General features: G+C 47.9%; 7 protein-coding genes. 4 read left to right on the top strand and 3 right to left on the bottom strand.

Annotated features, from left to right (window positions below):
* The first annotated feature begins 103 nt into the window (after positions 1-103).
* The 3 genes from DTQ70_RS29870 to DTQ70_RS29860 are packed head-to-tail and all read left to right on the top strand — an operon-like array spanning position 104 to position 3,867.
* On the top strand, positions 104-709 hold the full coding sequence (locus tag DTQ70_RS29870) for an RNA polymerase sigma factor (RefSeq protein ID WP_122934194.1): 606 nt from the start codon (positions 104-106) through the stop codon (positions 707-709).
* A 59-nt stretch (positions 710-768) separates the two neighbouring features.
* On the top strand, positions 769-1,788 hold the full coding sequence (locus DTQ70_RS29865) for a FecR family protein (protein WP_164490269.1): 1,020 nt from the start codon (positions 769-771) through the stop codon (positions 1,786-1,788).
* Positions 1,789-1,809: 21 nt separating this feature from the next.
* Positions 1,810-3,867, top strand: a complete 2,058-nt coding sequence (locus DTQ70_RS29860; protein WP_122934192.1) for a SusC/RagA family TonB-linked outer membrane protein — start codon at positions 1,810-1,812, stop codon at positions 3,865-3,867.
* Here DTQ70_RS29860 and DTQ70_RS29855 read toward each other — a convergent pair.
* The 3 genes from DTQ70_RS29855 to DTQ70_RS29845 form a co-directional block, all read right to left on the bottom strand.
* Positions 3,790-10,542, bottom strand: a complete 6,753-nt coding sequence (locus tag DTQ70_RS29855) for a hypothetical protein (protein WP_122934191.1) — start codon at positions 10,540-10,542, stop codon at positions 3,790-3,792. The genes DTQ70_RS29860 and DTQ70_RS29855 overlap by 78 nt on opposite strands.
* Before the next feature lie 120 nt (positions 10,543-10,662).
* Positions 10,663-11,415: a LytTR family DNA-binding domain-containing protein gene (locus DTQ70_RS29850; protein ID WP_122934190.1), complete on the bottom strand. Its 753-nt coding sequence runs from the start codon at positions 11,413-11,415 to the stop codon at positions 10,663-10,665.
* On the bottom strand, positions 11,412-13,481 hold the full coding sequence (locus DTQ70_RS29845) for a tetratricopeptide repeat protein (protein WP_122934189.1): 2,070 nt from the start codon (positions 13,479-13,481) through the stop codon (positions 11,412-11,414). The genes DTQ70_RS29850 and DTQ70_RS29845 overlap by 4 nt, the downstream gene beginning before the upstream one ends.
* A 353-nt stretch (positions 13,482-13,834) precedes the next feature.
* Between DTQ70_RS29845 and DTQ70_RS29840 the strand changes: the two genes are divergently transcribed.
* A complete protein-coding gene (locus DTQ70_RS29840; RefSeq protein WP_122934188.1) occupies positions 13,835-17,164 on the top strand; it encodes a VCBS repeat-containing protein in 3,330 nt (1,109 codons plus the stop codon).
* Positions 17,165-17,167: the final 3 nt, after the last annotated feature.

Raw genomic sequence — 17,167 nt, 5'->3', positions numbered from 1 at the left:
GTACTTTTCCACGATTTTAAAAGATTTAAAAGAAATTTATATAACCTATTGTTTATGTATTCTATTTTTGCCTTGAAAAACTCGGCTTTCATTTTATGCAGGTATGAATTCTGACCAAAAGGATACACATTTGACAAGTTGGAATCGACTCAGGGCAGGTGATAACTATGCTTTGGGCGAATTATACGATGGGTATATACAAATCTTGTACAAATTTGGTCGCCGACTTTGCAATGATGAAGAATTACTAACGGACGCTATTCATGATGTATTTGAGGATATTTGGAAATACCGAGCGTCGTTGAGTGAAGTTGAGGCAAATAACATTCAATTTTATTTGTGCAAATCCCTAAAAACCAAATTGCTCAAGTACCTCAATCGGCAGTCGAGACATACGCAACTTTCTGAATTTGAGGAAATAAGCGATGACTACATAGAGTCTGTTGACACCTGGTTTGTCAATCAAGAAACTGAATCCCTCCAAAAACATCAGCTCGAAAAACACATTGCTCAACTTCCTAAGCGCCAACAAGAAGCACTTCTGCTTCGTTTTTACGATAATTTAAGCTACGACGAAATCGCCGAAATGATGTCGCTCACGCGTCATTCGGTCTATAATCTTATCTACAAAGCCCTTGGTCAACTGCGCGATAATTGGATATTTTTAGCGGTTTTTGGGCTGTTGAAATTTTTTTATAAAAATTTTTAAAAAAGAAAGAGGTAATCTTCACACTTCGTTTCTCTATGGGGTATAATGCCTCTGAGAGAATGCCTGAACCCTTAACAAAATACGCCTCGTTCGACGCTGTACAACTCGCAGCCGATGACTTTTTCCAAGATTGGGTACGAAATCCTTCGGGAGATGCAGACCAATTTTGGAACGGATTTCTCCACACCTATCCTGAACGCCAAACGACGATGGAAGAAGCCCGACAGCTGGTACAACGACTCGATGTTCGGTTACCTCACATGCCAGAAGCGAAGGTTCAGGCCCTCAAAACCCGACTTGAGCAAACCATTGGCTTGCCATTATCGCCGCAAGACGCTCCCGTCGTGCCTTTGCGCCGCTCGTTTGTGAAACGATTGAGTTGGGTAGCCGCCGCGGTGGTGCTACTGGTTGGTGGTGTGGTAGCCGCTTGGTACACGTCGCAACCCTCCACGGTGTCGTACGCCACTTCTTACGGAGAAACCCGCAAAGTTGAGTTGCCCGACGGTTCGGTGGTTAATTTGAACGCCAACACCACCTTGTCGTTTTCCGAAGATTTAAAAGACAAGGCCATTCGGGAAGTGTGGTTGCAAGGAGAAGCGTTTTTCGACGTGAAACATACGCCAACCGATGCGAAGTTTCGGGTACATACCAACGACCTCGTGGTGGAAGTACTCGGGACGGAGTTCAACGTCTCAGACCGCCGCAAAACAACCCAAGTGGTGCTTCAGTCGGGAAAAGTTCAAATCAAAGCTGCCCAACAATCGGCGGTCTTGCGGCCTGGTGACATGGTGGAATTTCGGGCCGATACGCGTAGCTTGACGCAGCGCAAAGTAAGAACCGAGTTGTACAGTTCGTGGCAACAAAACATCTGGATTTTGGACGGCGAAGCAATGAGTGATGTAGCCCAGCGCATCGAGGATAACTTCGGGATTGAAGTAAGTTTTGAAAACCCTGCCCTTGCCAACGAAAAAATCTCGGGAACTATTCCTTCGGGCAGTGCCGAAGAAGTACGAGACATTTTGGCCGATCTTCTAAAAGCGGACTGCCAACTATCAGAAAAAAAACTAACGATTAAATAAACCTAACTTTTGAGATAAACCATGTACAAACCATTACTATTATCCTTTTTGGTCTGTGGGATAACAGGTTTTGTTCAAAAAGCAAATGCGCAAGTGTTTGCCGCCAATTACACAACCATTTCACAGCAAAATAAGACCCAACCCGACCGCAAAGCGTCTATTCCTTTGAAAGAAGCGCTACGCGATGCCGAAACGCGATTTGGGATTCATTTGGTGTATAAAACCGACGAAATTCCGAATCGGTTGATTGCAGCCGACGCCCTCAGTGGCAAACTCGAACAGGTGTTGGAGAACCTCCTCAACCCTGCGGGTTTGACCTACAAAAAAGTGAGAAATACCTACATTATTAAAACCCAAAAAGTAAAAACTTCGGGTAAGGAAATTCTCACACCTAGCGAGCCAAGTCCAGAAGCGTTGCCCAGCACTAGAACGATTTCTAATGATTTCTCAAGTCTTCGGACGGTGCCTTCGCAACTTCAATTTCCAACCTCAGCGGCCCGTGCTGTAGTGTTGGAGGACATAAAAATTGCGGGAAAAGTGGCAGAAGAAAACGGTCAAGGTTTGCCTGGTGTAAGTATTTTGCTCAAGGGCACTAACCGTGGTACAACCACCGACGTCAATGGTGGATTTCAACTTGCCGTCCCCGACGAAAAAGCGGTGCTGGTGTTTAGCTACGTGGGCTATTTACCCCAAGAAGTGGTGGTAGGTGGTCGCACGGCCCTCAATATCACGCTGGTCGCCGACACCAAAGCACTCGGTGAAGTGGTTGTTGTCGGTTACGGCGTTCAGAAAAAAACAAGCTTGACGAGTGCCGTTGCCGAGGTAAAAAGCGAACAACTAACGCGCCGCCCCGTGTCGAACGCTAACCAAGTCTTGCAAGGGATTGCACCTGGGGTGACGATTCTTGACCGTGGTGGTTCGCCAGGCCCTAACTCTCGTGCTACAGTGCGGGTACGTGGTATCACTACGTTGAGTTCAAACGACCCTTTGTTTATTGTAGATGGAGTAGAACAACCTTTTAACACCATCAATCTTGATGATATCGAAAGTATTTCGGTGCTAAAAGACGCCTCATCGACGGCGATTTACGGGTCGCGGGCGGCCAACGGGGTTGTGCTCGTGACCACCAAACGCGCCAAGTCAGGGAAAGCAGTGGTGGATTACAGCGGTTTTTATGCCGTTCAAAATGCCATTAACAAACCCGAAATGATGGACTTGGAGCCTTACATGCGCTTGCAGAACGTGGCGCTTATCAACTCGGGTGCAGCGGCGCGCTATAGTGAAACCCAAATTTCTGATTACGTCAATGCCACCGACCGTCTTAAATTTCCTCTGCCTAATACGTGGTTTAAAACCGTGTTACGGGCAGCGCCGCAGTTTAGTCAGAACGTGTCGGTTAGCGGGGGAAATGAGTTTTTTCGCGGCCGTGTAGGGGTACGTTACCAAAAACAAGGCGGAATTGCTCCTAATTTTGATAGCGATGTGAAAGAAATTCGCGCCAATACCGATTTTAAAGTGTCCAATCGGTTGAGCGCAAGCGTGGATATCAATTACCGCAACAACAACTGGCAAACGCCCATCAGTGAGTTCAACGTATTTAATACCATGTTTCACGGGTCACTGTGGGCTGTTCCAAAGTATCCCGACGGTACTTATGGCGTGAGTGCCCAAGGCAATAACCCCTTGATGTATGCCGAAATCGCAGGGCTTTCGCGCAATGTGCAGGACTATTTGTTTGGAAGTGGAAAAGTAGAATGGGAAATCATTCCGAACCTGAAATTTAGCAGCCAATACGCGATTCGTTATACAGCAGAGCAAAACAAAAACTACACCAATGCTTATACGGTCTTGGATTATTACAACCCATCGTTGGTCAGAAAAACCATTCCTCGCAGTAGTTTGACCGAAATCCGCAGCGTGACGCGCGAAACGACCCTCAATAATTTGTTAGGGTACAGCAACACGTTTGGCCGGCACGAAGTGAAAGCATTGGTAGGGTACTCAGAAATTTCGAATAAATTCAATACCATCAACGGAGTAAACAATGATTTCTCCCGCCCCACAAGTTGCTGTGAATGAAAGCGTAGTCGTTGATAGGACACAAACTTCCTTTGTTTCGCCAACTGACACCACTACGCCATCTGCTGTCAGTGATACATTTTGGGGAACAGAAGCCCGATAATTGATAGTGACCTCAATCACCCCCGAATAAGTAGCGGGGCAATTGGCGTCGCAAGCTGCTTGGTAACGGTGGAGTTGGTTATTGGAGGATTGGGAAATTGGTGGACTGGTGGACCAATTACTCCATGCACCACTGCCTACCTGCACTCGCCAAACGGGAGAAACCGAGACGCACGAACCCGAAATACTAAACTGTAAACTATTGACAGGATTAGCGTCTGTGTCGCAGAATACCTGGTTATTGCCTTCGTTTAGTACTTGGCTTTGAACTTGTAACGCAATGGAGGGTTTTGTTTGGATAGTAATTGTCGCCACTCCCACCAATGGTTGCGAACACCCATTCCCATCGCTTACCGACACCAACGTCAAGATTTGATTCGCCGTCGCGCTTGGTACGCTGACCGTTGCTGTTCCGCCCGTCAAAGTCGTGGTTTGGTTACTACCGCCATTGAGGGTGTAAGTCACCGTCGCGCCGCTGGTGCCGCTCAAAGTAAAGGTGGCGGTGTTGTTGGCACAAATGGGACTGTTGTTTGCTGAAATAGAGGCAGTTGGTAAATTGTTGACCGTCACCGTCGAAGTCCCCGTCAGGTTTTGGCTACAACTTCCATCAGTTACTGAGACCAGTGTCAAAGTTTTATTCGCCGTCGCGCTCGGGACGCTGACCGTTGCAGTTCCGCCCGTCAAAGTCGTGGTTTGGTTGCTACCGCCATTTATTGTGTACGTGACCGTCGCGCCGCTGGTGCCGCTCAAAGTAAAGGTAGCGGTGCTGTTGGCACAAATGGGGCTGTTGTTTGCTGTGATGGAGGCGGTTGGTAAATTGTTGACCGTCACCGTCGAAGTCCCCGTCAGGTTTTGGCTACAACTTCCGTCGCTTACGGAGACTAACGTCAAAGTTTGATTCGCCGTCGCACTCGGTACGCTGACCGTTGCCGTTCCGCCCGTTAATACGACTGTTTGGTTACTACCGCCGTTTATCGTGTACGTGACCGTCGCACCGCTGGTACCGCTCAGGGTAAATGTGGCGGTGCTGTTGGCACAAATGGGGCTATTGTTTCCTGAAATGGAGGCAGTTGGTAAATTGTTGACCGTCACCGTCGAAGTCCCCGTCAGGTTTTGGCTACAACTTCCATCAGTTACTGAGACCAGCGTCAGTGTTTGATTCGCCGTCGCGCTCGGGACACTGACCGTTGCCGTTCCGCCCGTCAAAGTCGTGGTTTGGTTGCTACCGCCATTTATTGTGTACGTGACGGTCGCGCCGCTGGTGCCGCTCAAGGTAAAGGTGGCAGTGTTGTTGGAACAAACGGGGCTGTTGTTTGCTGAAATGGAGGCGGTTGGTAAATTATTGACCGTCACCGTCGAAGTCCCCGTCAGGTTTTGACTGCAACTTCCATCAGTTACTGAGACCAGCGTCAAAGTTTGATTCGCCGTCGCGCTTGGTACGCTGACCGTTGCCGTTCCGCCTGTCAAAGTGGTCGTTTGGTTACTACCGCCATTTATTGTGTACGTGACAGTCGCGCCGCTGGTGCCGCTCAGGGTAAATGTGGCGGGGCTGTTGGAACAAACAGGGCTGTTGTTTGCTGTAATGGAGGCGGTTGGTAAATTGTTGACCGTCACCGTTGAAGTTCCCGTCAGGTTTTGGTTGCAACTTCCATCGCTTACCGAGACTAGCGTCAAAGTTTGATTCGCCGTCGCGCTTGGTACGCTGACCGTTGCCGTTCCGCCTGTCAAAGTGGTCGTTTGGTTACTACCGCCATTTATTGTGTACGTGACAGTCGCGCCGCTGGTGCCGCTCAGGGTAAATGTGGCGGGGCTGTTGGAACAAACAGGGCTGTTGTTTGCTGTAATGGAGGCGGTTGGTAAATTGTTGACCGTCACCGTTGAAGTTCCCGTCAGGTTTTGGTTGCAACTTCCATCGCTTACCGAGACTAGCGTCAAGGTTTGATTCGCCGTCGCACTCGAGACACTAACCGTTGCCGTTCCGCCTGTCAAAGTAGAGGTTTGGCTGCTACCGCCGTTTATTGTGTACGTGACCGTCGCGCCGCTGGTGCCGCTCAGGGTAAAGGTGGCGGTGTTGTTGGAACAAACGGGGCTGTTGTTTGCTGTGATGGAGGCGGTTGGGGAATTGTTGACCGTCACCGTCGAAGTTCCCGTCAGGTTTTGGCTACAACTTCCATCAGTTACCGAGACCAATGTCAAGGTTTGATTCGCCGTTGCACTCGGGACACTGACCGTTGCTGTTCCGCCCGTCAAAGTGGTCGCTTGGTTGCTGCCGCCGTTTATTGTGTAAATCACCGTCGCGCCGCTGGTGCCGCTCAGGGTAAAGGTGGCGGTGCTGTTGGCACAAACGGGACTGTTGTTTGCTGTAATGGAGGCGGTTGGTAAATTGTTGGCCGTCACCGTCGAAGTTCCCGTTAGATTTTGGCTACAACTTCCATCAGTTACTGAGACCAGCGTCAAAGTTTGATTCGCCGTAGCACTCGAGACACTAACCGTTGCTGTTCCGCCTGTCAAAGTCGTGGTTTGGTTGCTACCGCCATTTATTGTGTACGTGACCGTCGCGCCGCTGGTGCCGCTCAGGGTAAAGGTGGCGGTGTTGTTGGAACAAATGGGACTGTTGTTTGCTGAAATAGAGGCGGTAGGCAAATTGTTGACCGTCACCGTCGAAGTCCCTGTGAGGTTTTGACTGCAACTTCCATCAGTTACTGAGACCAGCGTCAAAGTTTGATTCGCCGTCGCACTCGGTACGCTGACCGTTGCCGTTCCGCCTGTCAAAGTGGTCGTTTGGTTGCTGCCACCGTTTATCGTGTACGTGACCGTAGCGCCGCTGGTGCCGCTCAAGGTAAAGGTGGCGGGACTGTTGGCACAAACGGGACTGTTGTTTGCTGTAATGGAGGCCGTTGGGGAATTGTTGACCGTCACCGTTGAAGTTCCCGTCAGGTTTTGGCTGCAACTTCCATCAGTTACTGAGACTAACGTCAAAGTTTGATTCGCCGTCACACTTGGTACGCTAACCGTTGCCGTTCCACCTGTCAAAGTGGTCGTTTGGTTGCTGCCACCGTTTATTGTGTACGTGACCGTCGCGCCGCTGGTGCCGCTCAGGGTAAAGGTGGCGGTGTTGTTGGAACAAATGGGACTGTTGTTTGCTGAAATAGAGGCGGTAGGCAAATTGTTGACCGTCACCGTCGAAGTCCCTGTGAGGTTTTGACTGCAACTTCCATCAGTTACTGAGACCAGCGTCAAAGTTTGATTCGCCGTCGCACTCGGTACGCTGACCGTTGCCGTTCCGCCTGTCAAAGTGGTCGTTTGGTTGCTGCCACCGTTTATCGTGTACGTGACCGTAGCGCCGCTGGTGCCGCTCAAGGTAAAGGTGGCGGTACTGTTGGCACAAACGGGACTGTTGTTTGCTGAAATGGAGGCGGTTGGGGAATTGTTGACCGTCACCGTTGAAGTTCCCGTCAGGTTTTGGCTGCAACTTCCATCAGTTACTGAGACTAACGTCAAAGTTTGATTCGCCGTCACACTTGGTACGCTAACCGTTGCCGTTCCACCTGTCAAAGTGGTCGTTTGGTTGCTGCCACCGTTTATTGTGTACGTGACCGTCGCGCCGCTGGTGCCGCTCAGGGTAAAGGTAGCGGTGTTGTTTGCACAAATGGGGCTGTTGTTTGCTGTAATGGAGGCGGTTGGGGAATTGTTGACCGTCACCGTCGAAGTTCCCGTTAGATTTTGGCTACAACTGCCGTCGCTTACAGAGACTAACGTCAAGGTTTGATTCGCCGTCGCGCTCGGGACGCTGACCGTTGCTGTTCCACCTGTCAAAGTGGTCGTTTGGTTGCTACCGCCATTTATTGTGTAAGTCACCGTCGCGCCGCTGGTGCCGCTCAGGGTAAATGTGGCGGTGTTGTTGGAACAAATGGGACTATTGTTTGCTGTAATGGAAGCCGTGGGTAAATTATTGACCGTCACCGTCGAAGTTCCTGTGAGGTTTTGGCTGCAACTTCCGTCGCTTACGGAAACCAAAGTTAAGGTTTGATTCGCCGTCGCACTCGGTACGCTGACCGTTGCCGTTCCGCCTGTCAAAGTAGAGGTTTGGCTGCTACCGCCGTTTATTGTGTACGTGACCGTCGCGCCGCTGGTGCCGCTCAGGGTAAAGGTGGCGGTACTATTGGCACAAATGGGACTGTTGTTTACTGAAATGGAAGCCGTGGGTAAACTATTGACCGTCACCGTTGAAGTTCCTGTGAGGTTTTGGCTGCAACTTCCGTCGCTTACCGAGACCAATGTCAAGGTTTGATTCGCCGTCACGCTTGGTACGCTGACCGTTGCCGTTCCGCCCGTCAAAGTAGTTGTTTGGTTGCTGCCGCCGTTGAGGGTGTACGTGACAGTTGCGCCGCTGGTGCCGCTCAAGGTAAAGGTGGCGGTGTTGTTGGCACAAACGGGACTGTTGTTTGCTGAAATGGAGGCGGTTGGTAAATTGTTGACCGTCACCGTCGAAGTCCCTGTGAGGTTTTGACTGCAACTTCCATCAGTTACTGAGACCAGCGTCAAAGTTTGATTCGCCGTCGCACTCGGTACGCTGACCGTTGCCGTTCCGCCTGTCAAAGTAGTAGTTTGGTTGCTACCGCCATTTATTGTGTAGGTGACCGTCGCGCCGCTGGTGCCACTCAAAGTAAAGGTGGCGGTACTGTTGGCACAAATGGGACTGTTGTTTGCTGAAATAGAGGCAGTTGGTAAATTGTTGACCGTCACCGTCGAAGTCCCTGTGAGGTTTTGACTGCAACTTCCATCAGTTACTGAGACCAGCGTCAAAGTTTGATTCGCCGTCGCGCTTGGTACGCTGACCGTTGCCGTTCCACCTGTCAAAGTCGTGGTTTGGTTGCTACCGCCATTTATTATGTACGTGACGGTCGCGCCGCTGGTGCCATTCAAACTAAAGGTGGCGGTACTATTGGAACAAATGGGACTGTTGTTTGCTGTAATGGAGGCCGTAGGGGAATTGTTGACCGTCACCGTTGAAGTTCCTGTGAGGTTTTGACTGCAACTTCCATCAGTTACTGAGACCAGCGTCAAAGTTTGATTCGCCGTCGCACTCGGTACGCTGACCGTTGCCGTTCCGCCTGTCAAAGTAGAGGTTTGGCTGCTACCGCCGTTTATTGTGTACGTGACAGTCGCGCCGCTGGTGCCGCCTAAGGTAAAGGTGGCGGTACTATTGGCACAAATGGGACTGTTGTTTGCTGTAATGGACGCCGTGGGTAAATTGTTGACCGTCACCGTCGAAGCCCCTGTGAGGTTTTGGCTACAACTTCCATCAGTTACTGAGACCAGCGTCAGTGTTTGATTCGCCGTCGCGCTTGGTACGCTGACCGTTGCCGTTCCGCCCGTCAAAGTAGTCGTTTGGTTGCTGCCGCCGTTTATTTTGTAAGTCACCGTCGCGCCGCTGGTGCCGCCTAAGGTAAAGGTGGCAGTGTTGTTGGAACAAACGGGGCTATTGTTTGCTGTGATGGAGGCGGTTGGGGGCGAAACTGTAAAAGTACCGCTTGGCCCCGCCGCCGCCGCACTATTGCCGACTCCATCGGTAGCCGTATTCGCGTTTATACTAATCCCTATTGTTCCTGCCCCTGTAATTCCACTCAAAGTTACCGTTCGAGTTGTTGTTCCTGCTCCTGAAATCCCTACGGTGGCAGTAGCCGAGCCCGTGGTATTAAGTGTGATGTTGGAGGCGGCTAAAGTAACGTTGGAAGCTCCCGTGTAAGTAACGGTGTAATTGACTGAACCACAGGCGACGGCCGTTGAACTTGGAGCGCCAATACTTACTGTCGGAGGTGATTTATCAATTGTATAGACCTCTCCTGAGTTGTAAGGAACCGTGACCGTTGGGTTTACCCCCGTTGCATTTACCATGTCCAATCGAATCGTACCGTCGCCCGTACCTGTATTGACAGGCACCGTCCAGGTAGTACCTGAACCAGAGGGTGTCCCTACACTCGCTCCCGTAACACTACCTGTGGTGGTGAGCGAAAAATTACTAGCAGACACCCCAGTTACACTTCCTGAAAAAGTGACGGTATAATTCACGACACTCGAATTGGAAGGACTAGGAGATGCCCGCACAATGGACGAGACGGTGGCCGCTCCACCACCCGCCACTGACACCAACGTAGCGTGGATATAAAACATTGGGGGGGTTGGATTGATTGTAGTACCACATCCGTTTCTGTGGATTGAGAAGGAGTATTTCCCCGATACAGTAGGTGTATAGTTGATTTGTGGGTTATTATTACAGGTGTTATCATTCCAAGCTACTACCACATCTGACGGATTTCGGATTGTCAAGTAAGTATCCTCTCCCACGTTTTCACAACCGTCAAATCGGTAGCTATTCCCCGCAGTGAGGTTGACCTCCACATACTCTCCTGGCCACATGCTATTGGCTAACTCTGCCCGCGTTCCCACAGTTAGGCCATCGGGGGTAGTAAAATTAGGGCTAACAAAAGTTTGTGTTCCTTTGGGACATTGGGCATGGCTTTGCAGTAGCCCTAAAAGTATAAAAAATACCCCCAGTACATAGTTTTTCATAGACGAAGCAAAAAGGTTTCTACGAAAATAGATGCCCGTCTTTAGCAGAATTGGGGAGATTGATAGTTGCTTAGAGCAAGTAGGTAAGTGCCCTCAAAAATCCAATAACTGTATGACTTGTTATTGTAAAAATTCGCTCATGGCTTTTAATAGCCCTTCTTTTCGGCGAACGGCCACGGGAACGACTGTCCCTGTATTCATAATGAGTTGTCCTCCGTCCGTTTTATCAAACTTTTTAATTTGATTGAGGTTCACAATGTATGAATGGTGAGATCGAACAAAGTGCGCGCTTTCAAGTAGTTTCTCGTATTCTCCTAGGTTTTTAGAAACCAAAATCTCGCGCTCGTCCGTCAGTTTGAAAATCGTATAACTACCTTCCGCGCGGCAATAAACTATTTCCGAAAGCGTCACGACGTAAATCGTATCAGCATCTCGCAGCACCATCTTTCGATTTTGGTGGGTTAGTTTTTCAAGGTTTTCGCGTAAAATTTCAAGTTGAAGGTGCGTTTGACTGAGTTGAATTTGCTGTTTTGCTCGTCGAATAGCCTCTCTAAGTTCATCGGTATCAATGGGTTTTAACAAATAGTCCAAAGCCGAAAGCCGAAAAGCTTCCACCGCAAATTCATTGTGTGCCGACACGAGTACCACTTGAAACGAACGAAAAGGCATCGTTTTTAGGAGGTCTAACCCCGTTCCGTCACCCAGCATGACATCCAAAAAAACAATGTCCGTCTCGTTGTAATTCAGCCATTCTCTGGCCTCCGACAATGAACTTGCCTCTCCCACAATTTCTATTTCGGAAAAAAACAACGTCAATAGTTGCCTCAACCCTCGCCGATGCGTTTCTTCATCGTCAATCAGAAAACATTTCATACCTCGATTAGGGGTAAATGGAAAGTTACTTGGGTGCCTATTACTTCTTGATTATCCAAAAGGTCTTCGACGTTAAAATCTATTTTTCCCCGCACTTGTTTGTTCAAGATAGCCACCCGTTCCTGCGTAATCTGGGTCGCCAACGACTGTTTTTCAGCATTGACCGTAAATTCTGCTGCTTTCTGGCGTCCAATGCCGTTGTCTTTAATAATCAAGCGTATTCCTTTGGCTTCGCGTTGAAAAAGCACCTCAATTTTCCCCTTTTTATTCAATGTTCGGATACCATGTTCGAGGGCATTTTCCAAAAATGGCTGGGCGAGCATCGGCGGCACCCCCATTCCGTCGGCACGTAGATTATCCTCCACCATCACTTCATAGTCAAACTGATTACCAAAACGAATCTTTTGAATATCAAGGTAATTTTTAATCATCGCCCCCTCTTCTTCTACCGAAATGAACTCTACTCGACTTGTTTCCAGTACTGAACGCATCAGCTTCGCAAATTTTGACAAATACGAAATTGCTTGCACCGGCTCTTTTTGTTCAAGCAAAAAGGTTTGAATTGAGGACAAAACATTAAAGAAAAAATGAGGGTTGATTTGGGTACGCAGCAGCTTTTGGTTGATGTCGAGGACTTGGTTTTGTTTTTTCAAAATCTGATGTCGCGCAAAAAAAGCCATGAATACAACCACCGCAAACAGGGTAACTCCCAAAAGTGCAAACCATAAGTTCCGCTCCTGTAACTCCAGGGTTTGGATTTGATTAAGGCGATTTAACTCCCTAATTTCAAACTCTTTGCGTTCTGTATCATACTTTACTTGCAGTTCCTGAATCTTAGCCAAACTCTTTTCGTTCAAAATACTGTCTTGCATTTTGGCTTTTTGCCGCTGATAAACCAGCGCTTTCGCAAAATCATTCTGCTTTTCGTAACTTTTGGTCAACGTATTGTACAACTTACTGAGGACTTCGCGGTCATTGAGTTCTTCGGCCAAGACAATGGCTTCTTGGGCCATTTTTTGCGCTTCGGGAATTCGGTCCAGCTGTAAATAAATACGCGCCAAATTGGACATTGCATTCAAACGCGGTTTTTTTGCCTTGATTTTATCGGCATACTCAATACTTTGAAGGAAATACTGCTCCGCTGCTTTCAACTTATCCCGCACCGATTCGATGCTCCCCAGGTTGTTGAGGCGGTTGGCAGCCCCTAACCAATCTTTACTTTGGTAAGCAATATCGAGCGCACGCTTGTACATTTTAATGGCGTCATCGTACTTATTGGTGAAAGTATAATACGTCCCCAAGTTATTCAGGCACACAGCAATGTAGGGCATCCTATTTAATTTTTCGGCATACGCCAACGCCTCTCGGTAATAAAACTCACACTTGTCCCATTGCTTTGTTTTGCTATAAATACTCCCATATCCTTGGGCAGCCAAATAACTCAACTCGTCAGATTGGCTCTCTCTTGCCACCTTTTCCACTTCATGAATCGACTCCAGCGATTTCTCATAATCGTTTTCAGCGGCGTAACTAATCGACAGATTATTGTGCATCGCAGCTCGAAAACGAGCGTAGCGTTTGGGTTCATAGATTTTGTTGTAAAGTTCGTTGTACTTGAGCGCTTCGTAATAATAAGCGCGCTCTTTGGCAGGTTTGCCGTGGTACGATTGGTAAATGCCTAAAGCGTGGTTGACTTTCAACAATCCCTTGAGGTCGTTAGTCTTGGTAAAATATTGAAGGCTTCTGGTATTTAATTGGAGTGAACTATCGGGATAAGTACGTACGATGGCGTTAGCCACGTAGTGCTCCAACCACGCTTTGGTAGGCGCATCTGTCATGTTGGGAAGCAACGGCCCAGCCCATTGGGCGTACTTCCGAATCGAGTCGATTTGGTTGGCTGCACTAAACAGGTCACACAACTGCACCAACGCCTCGCCTCGGGCATTGGGGTTGGAATTGGCGTAAAACTTTTGAAGTAACGCTCTGGGTTCTTCAACGGTTTGCCCCCGTAAGGCAACATGGGAAACACTTAAAATAACGAGTAGGGTGATTTTCCGAAAAAGCATAAGTTTTATACCGTTGATGTTGAATTTTACCTTTTCAGGACGAAACCCACAGACGATAAAAGTAAGATGTTAAAACCAAGAAGTCAAACTAATTTTTCAACGTAGTAATGGCATCCATTTTTCAAATTAACGCTAGTAGAGGCCGACAAACTCTCATTTTTTTATAAATGTCATCTTTTAATAAACAACTGTTTGTTTTTTGAGAACAACTGTTGCAAAACAACCCTTCAAAAATCCAAAAATGTTGACTATTAAACCATTGCGAATAAGCATCAGGTTTTTAATCCATCAAGAGGCAATGTAGATTTAGACCATTAACCTGATTTATAATCGTCCTAAATCTAGTTTTCCCCATGTTTTTACGCTCCCTTATTGCTATTTGTTGGATGCTGTTTATGGTAGGATGCCAGTCGTCCGAAACGACCCATTCTTCGCCCACCTCCCTTTTCACGCTTTTATCTCCCAAAGAAAGCGGGCTTTATTTTATCAACGAAGTGAATGAGACCGAAAAAATCAATATTCTCACCTATGAGTACCTGTACAATGGCGGAGGGGTAGCCATTGGGGATATCAACAATGATGGTTTACCCGATGTGTTTTTGACGGGAAACCTCTTTGGCGGAAGGCTATTCCTGAATAAAGGAAACATGAAATTTGAACAGATTTCGGAGAAAGCCAACGTCTTTTATGGGGGATTTACGACGGGAGTGACCATGGTTGACGTCAATCAAGATGGTTGGCTCGACATCTATTTGTGTCGCTCGTTAGACTTACACCCTGAAAATAGGGCCAACTTGCTACTCATCAACAATCGCGACAATACCTTTACCGAACGGGCCAAAGAATACGGATTGGCTGACACGGGCTATTCCAATCATGCCAATTTTTTTGACTATGACCGAGACGGCGATTTGGATTTGTTTTTGCTCAATCACCGCGTCGATTTCGAATCGGCCTTGACGCTTTACACCGCTACTAATGCGTCGGGTAAAAAAACGTTGGTGACTCCCCTAAGCAATCCTGCGACCCATAGCAAGCTCTACCGAAACAACGGAAACGGCTCATTTACGGACGTATCAGCCCAAGCGGGGATTGCTAAGAGTACGTTTGGGTTGAGTTTTTCGGTGGCTGATATTAACATCGACGGTTGGCCTGACATCTACGTAGCCAACGACTACGGTGACAAGGATTTCTTCTATATCAACAACCAAAAAGGCGGTTTTTCGGATCAACTCAACCGTATGTTTAGGCACATTAGCAAAAATGCCATGGGAAATGACATCGCTGATTTTAACAACGACGGTTTGCTGGACTTAATTAATCTCGATATGGTAGCCGAAGACAATTACCGCCAAAAGCAACTCAAAGGCAACAGCCCTTACGATAAGTATTTCTTAGCCGTGGGGCTGGGGCTACACCACCAAGTAGTACGCAATACGCTTCAACTAAACAATGGACTCAACGCAGATGGTCTCCCTGTATTCAGTGAAATAGCCCAACTGGCGGGGGTATCGCATACCGATTGGAGTTGGTCGCCGCTTTTTGCGGATTTTGACAACGACGGCTGGAAAGACCTTTTTGTGACCAACGGCTACGCGCGTGACGTCACTGATCTGGACTATTTTCGATACCGTTCGGTGGAAGCCCTGCAAAAAGCGGGAAACGCAAAAAATATCAACCCGTTGGAGTTATTGAAATCGATGACAAGTACGCCCTTAACCAATTATGTATTTCGCAACACCCATGATTTGCGTTTTGAAAATAAGTCAGCGGAGTGGGGAATCAACCTTCCCTCGTTTTCTAACGGCGCCGCTTATGCCGACTTAGATGCCGACGGAGACTTAGATTTAGTGGTAAATAATTACAACAGTGAGGCTTTTTTATACCAAAATAACAGTCGTTCGCACAACGCAAATCACTATTTACAGGTAAAATTGAAAGGTACACCGCCGAATCCAACGGGGATTGGTGCTCAAGTAACGTTAGTCACCGACGCAGGCCAACAAACCCAAGTGGTAGCATCAACTCGCGGATTTCTGTCTTCTACGAGTACGCCCCTTCATTTTGGTTTAGGAACAACTACGATGATAAAAGAACTGAAAGTGACGTGGCCAGATGGGACGATGCAGTCGATTTCAAAACCGCCCGCGGATCAATTGATGGTTCTTGCCCAGAAAGATACCCAACCCGCCGCCCCTCGCAGTTTTTCGCCAAAATTCATTTTTAAAAAAGCATCTTTAACGCAGCTTGACACCTATACGCAGCTCGAAAACAACTATATCGATTTTAAGGATGAGCCCTTGCTGGAACATCTTTATTCCAATAAAGGCCCCTACACGGCACAGGCCGATGTCAACCAAGATGGATTGGAAGATCTCTTTATTGGAGGAGCGGCAGGGCAATCGGGCACGCTTTTTCTACAACAACAAAAGGGTGGTTTTAAAAAATCGGTACAGCCTGCGTTTGAAAAAGATGCGGAATATGAAGACGCGGGAGCACTCTTTTTTGACGCTGATGGGGATAAAGATTTGGATTTATGGGTCAACAGCGGAGGCTATCAACACGAACATTCTTCGCCACTTTACCGCCACCGTCTTTATCTCAACGATGGAAAAGGACAGTTCGTGCTCGTTCCACAGCCGTTTGCTTCCAATGCTACTTGTGTGAAGGCACAAGATTTGGATTTAGACGGCGATCAAGACCTCTTCATTGGCGGGGGAGTTACACCTCATTCGTATCCATTGTGTGAAAAAAGCTTGCTACTTCTCAATGACCAAGGACGGTTTCGAGACGCCTCTCATTTGCTGCCCGATGGTGGCAAATTAGGCATTGTCAACGACGCGCTTTGGACCGATTTAGATAACGACCGTTTTCCTGATTTAGTGGTTGTAGGCGAATGGATGCCCATTACCGTGCTCAAAAATTCGTCGCGTCAATTTTTAGATATTACTTCCAAAACGCAATTGACTCAATCGAATGGTTGGTGGAATTGCATCGAAGGAGCTGATTTTGACCAAGATGGAGACATTGACTTTGTGGTAGGAAATCGAGGAGAAAATTCGTTTTTCAAAGCAAACCCCGCTCAGCCTGCGCGTTTGTACGCGGGAGATTACGACCAAAATGGTCGCTTGGATGCCATTCCGTGCTACTACTTTAAAGATGGGCGCGCGTATCCCAAACACAGCTTGGATGAGTTGGCGAACCAAATTCCGTTGATTAAAAAGAAAATGACTCGGTACGCCACCTATTCCAATGCAAGCATTGAGCAGGTAATTGGCACCAAAGAAACCAATGCTACTGAAGTACGACTCACCCATACTTTTTCTAGTTCTTACCTCCAAAACAATGGAAACCTGACGTTTCGCCTCACTCCTCTTCCCGTTGAAGCGCAATTTTCGACAGTGCAAAGCCTATTGGTGGGTGACTTCAATGCCGACAAACGCGCCGATGTGCTGCTTTGCGGAAATGAGTACGGAAGCGACATTGATTCGGGGCGGCAAGATGCGTCTTCTGGGATACTTTTATTGGGTAACGGAAAAGGACACTTTACGCCCGTTCCTGCCCACCGTTCTGGGTTGTATCTTGATGGAGATTATAGAAGGGTTATTAGGTTGAAAGTAGTAGAAAATCAGTTTTTTTATTTTTTTCTAAAAAACAACGGACGGGGCGAGATAATGCAGTAAGCA

Source organism: Runella sp. SP2 (assembly GCF_003711225.1).
GTDB lineage: Bacteria > Bacteroidota > Bacteroidia > Cytophagales > Spirosomataceae > Runella.
The sequence above is the reverse complement of the archived record's forward strand: the minus strand, read 5'-3'. Positions and strand labels throughout refer to the sequence as shown.

Coding starts and splice junctions, on each gene's coding strand:
- DTQ70_RS29840 (WP_122934188.1), top strand. CDS start 13,835: ATGTTTTTACGCTCCCTTATTGCTATTTGTTGGATGCTGTTTATGGTA.
- DTQ70_RS29860 (WP_122934192.1), top strand. CDS start 1,810: ATGTACAAACCATTACTATTATCCTTTTTGGTCTGTGGGATAACAGGT.
- DTQ70_RS29865 (WP_164490269.1), top strand. CDS start 769: ATGCCTGAACCCTTAACAAAATACGCCTCGTTCGACGCTGTACAACTC.
- DTQ70_RS29845 (WP_122934189.1), bottom strand. CDS start 13,481: ATGCTTTTTCGGAAAATCACCCTACTCGTTATTTTAAGTGTTTCCCAT.
- DTQ70_RS29855 (WP_122934191.1), bottom strand. CDS start 10,542: ATGAAAAACTATGTACTGGGGGTATTTTTTATACTTTTAGGGCTACTG.
- DTQ70_RS29850 (WP_122934190.1), bottom strand. CDS start 11,415: ATGAAATGTTTTCTGATTGACGATGAAGAAACGCATCGGCGAGGGTTG.
- DTQ70_RS29870 (WP_122934194.1), top strand. CDS start 104: ATGAATTCTGACCAAAAGGATACACATTTGACAAGTTGGAATCGACTC.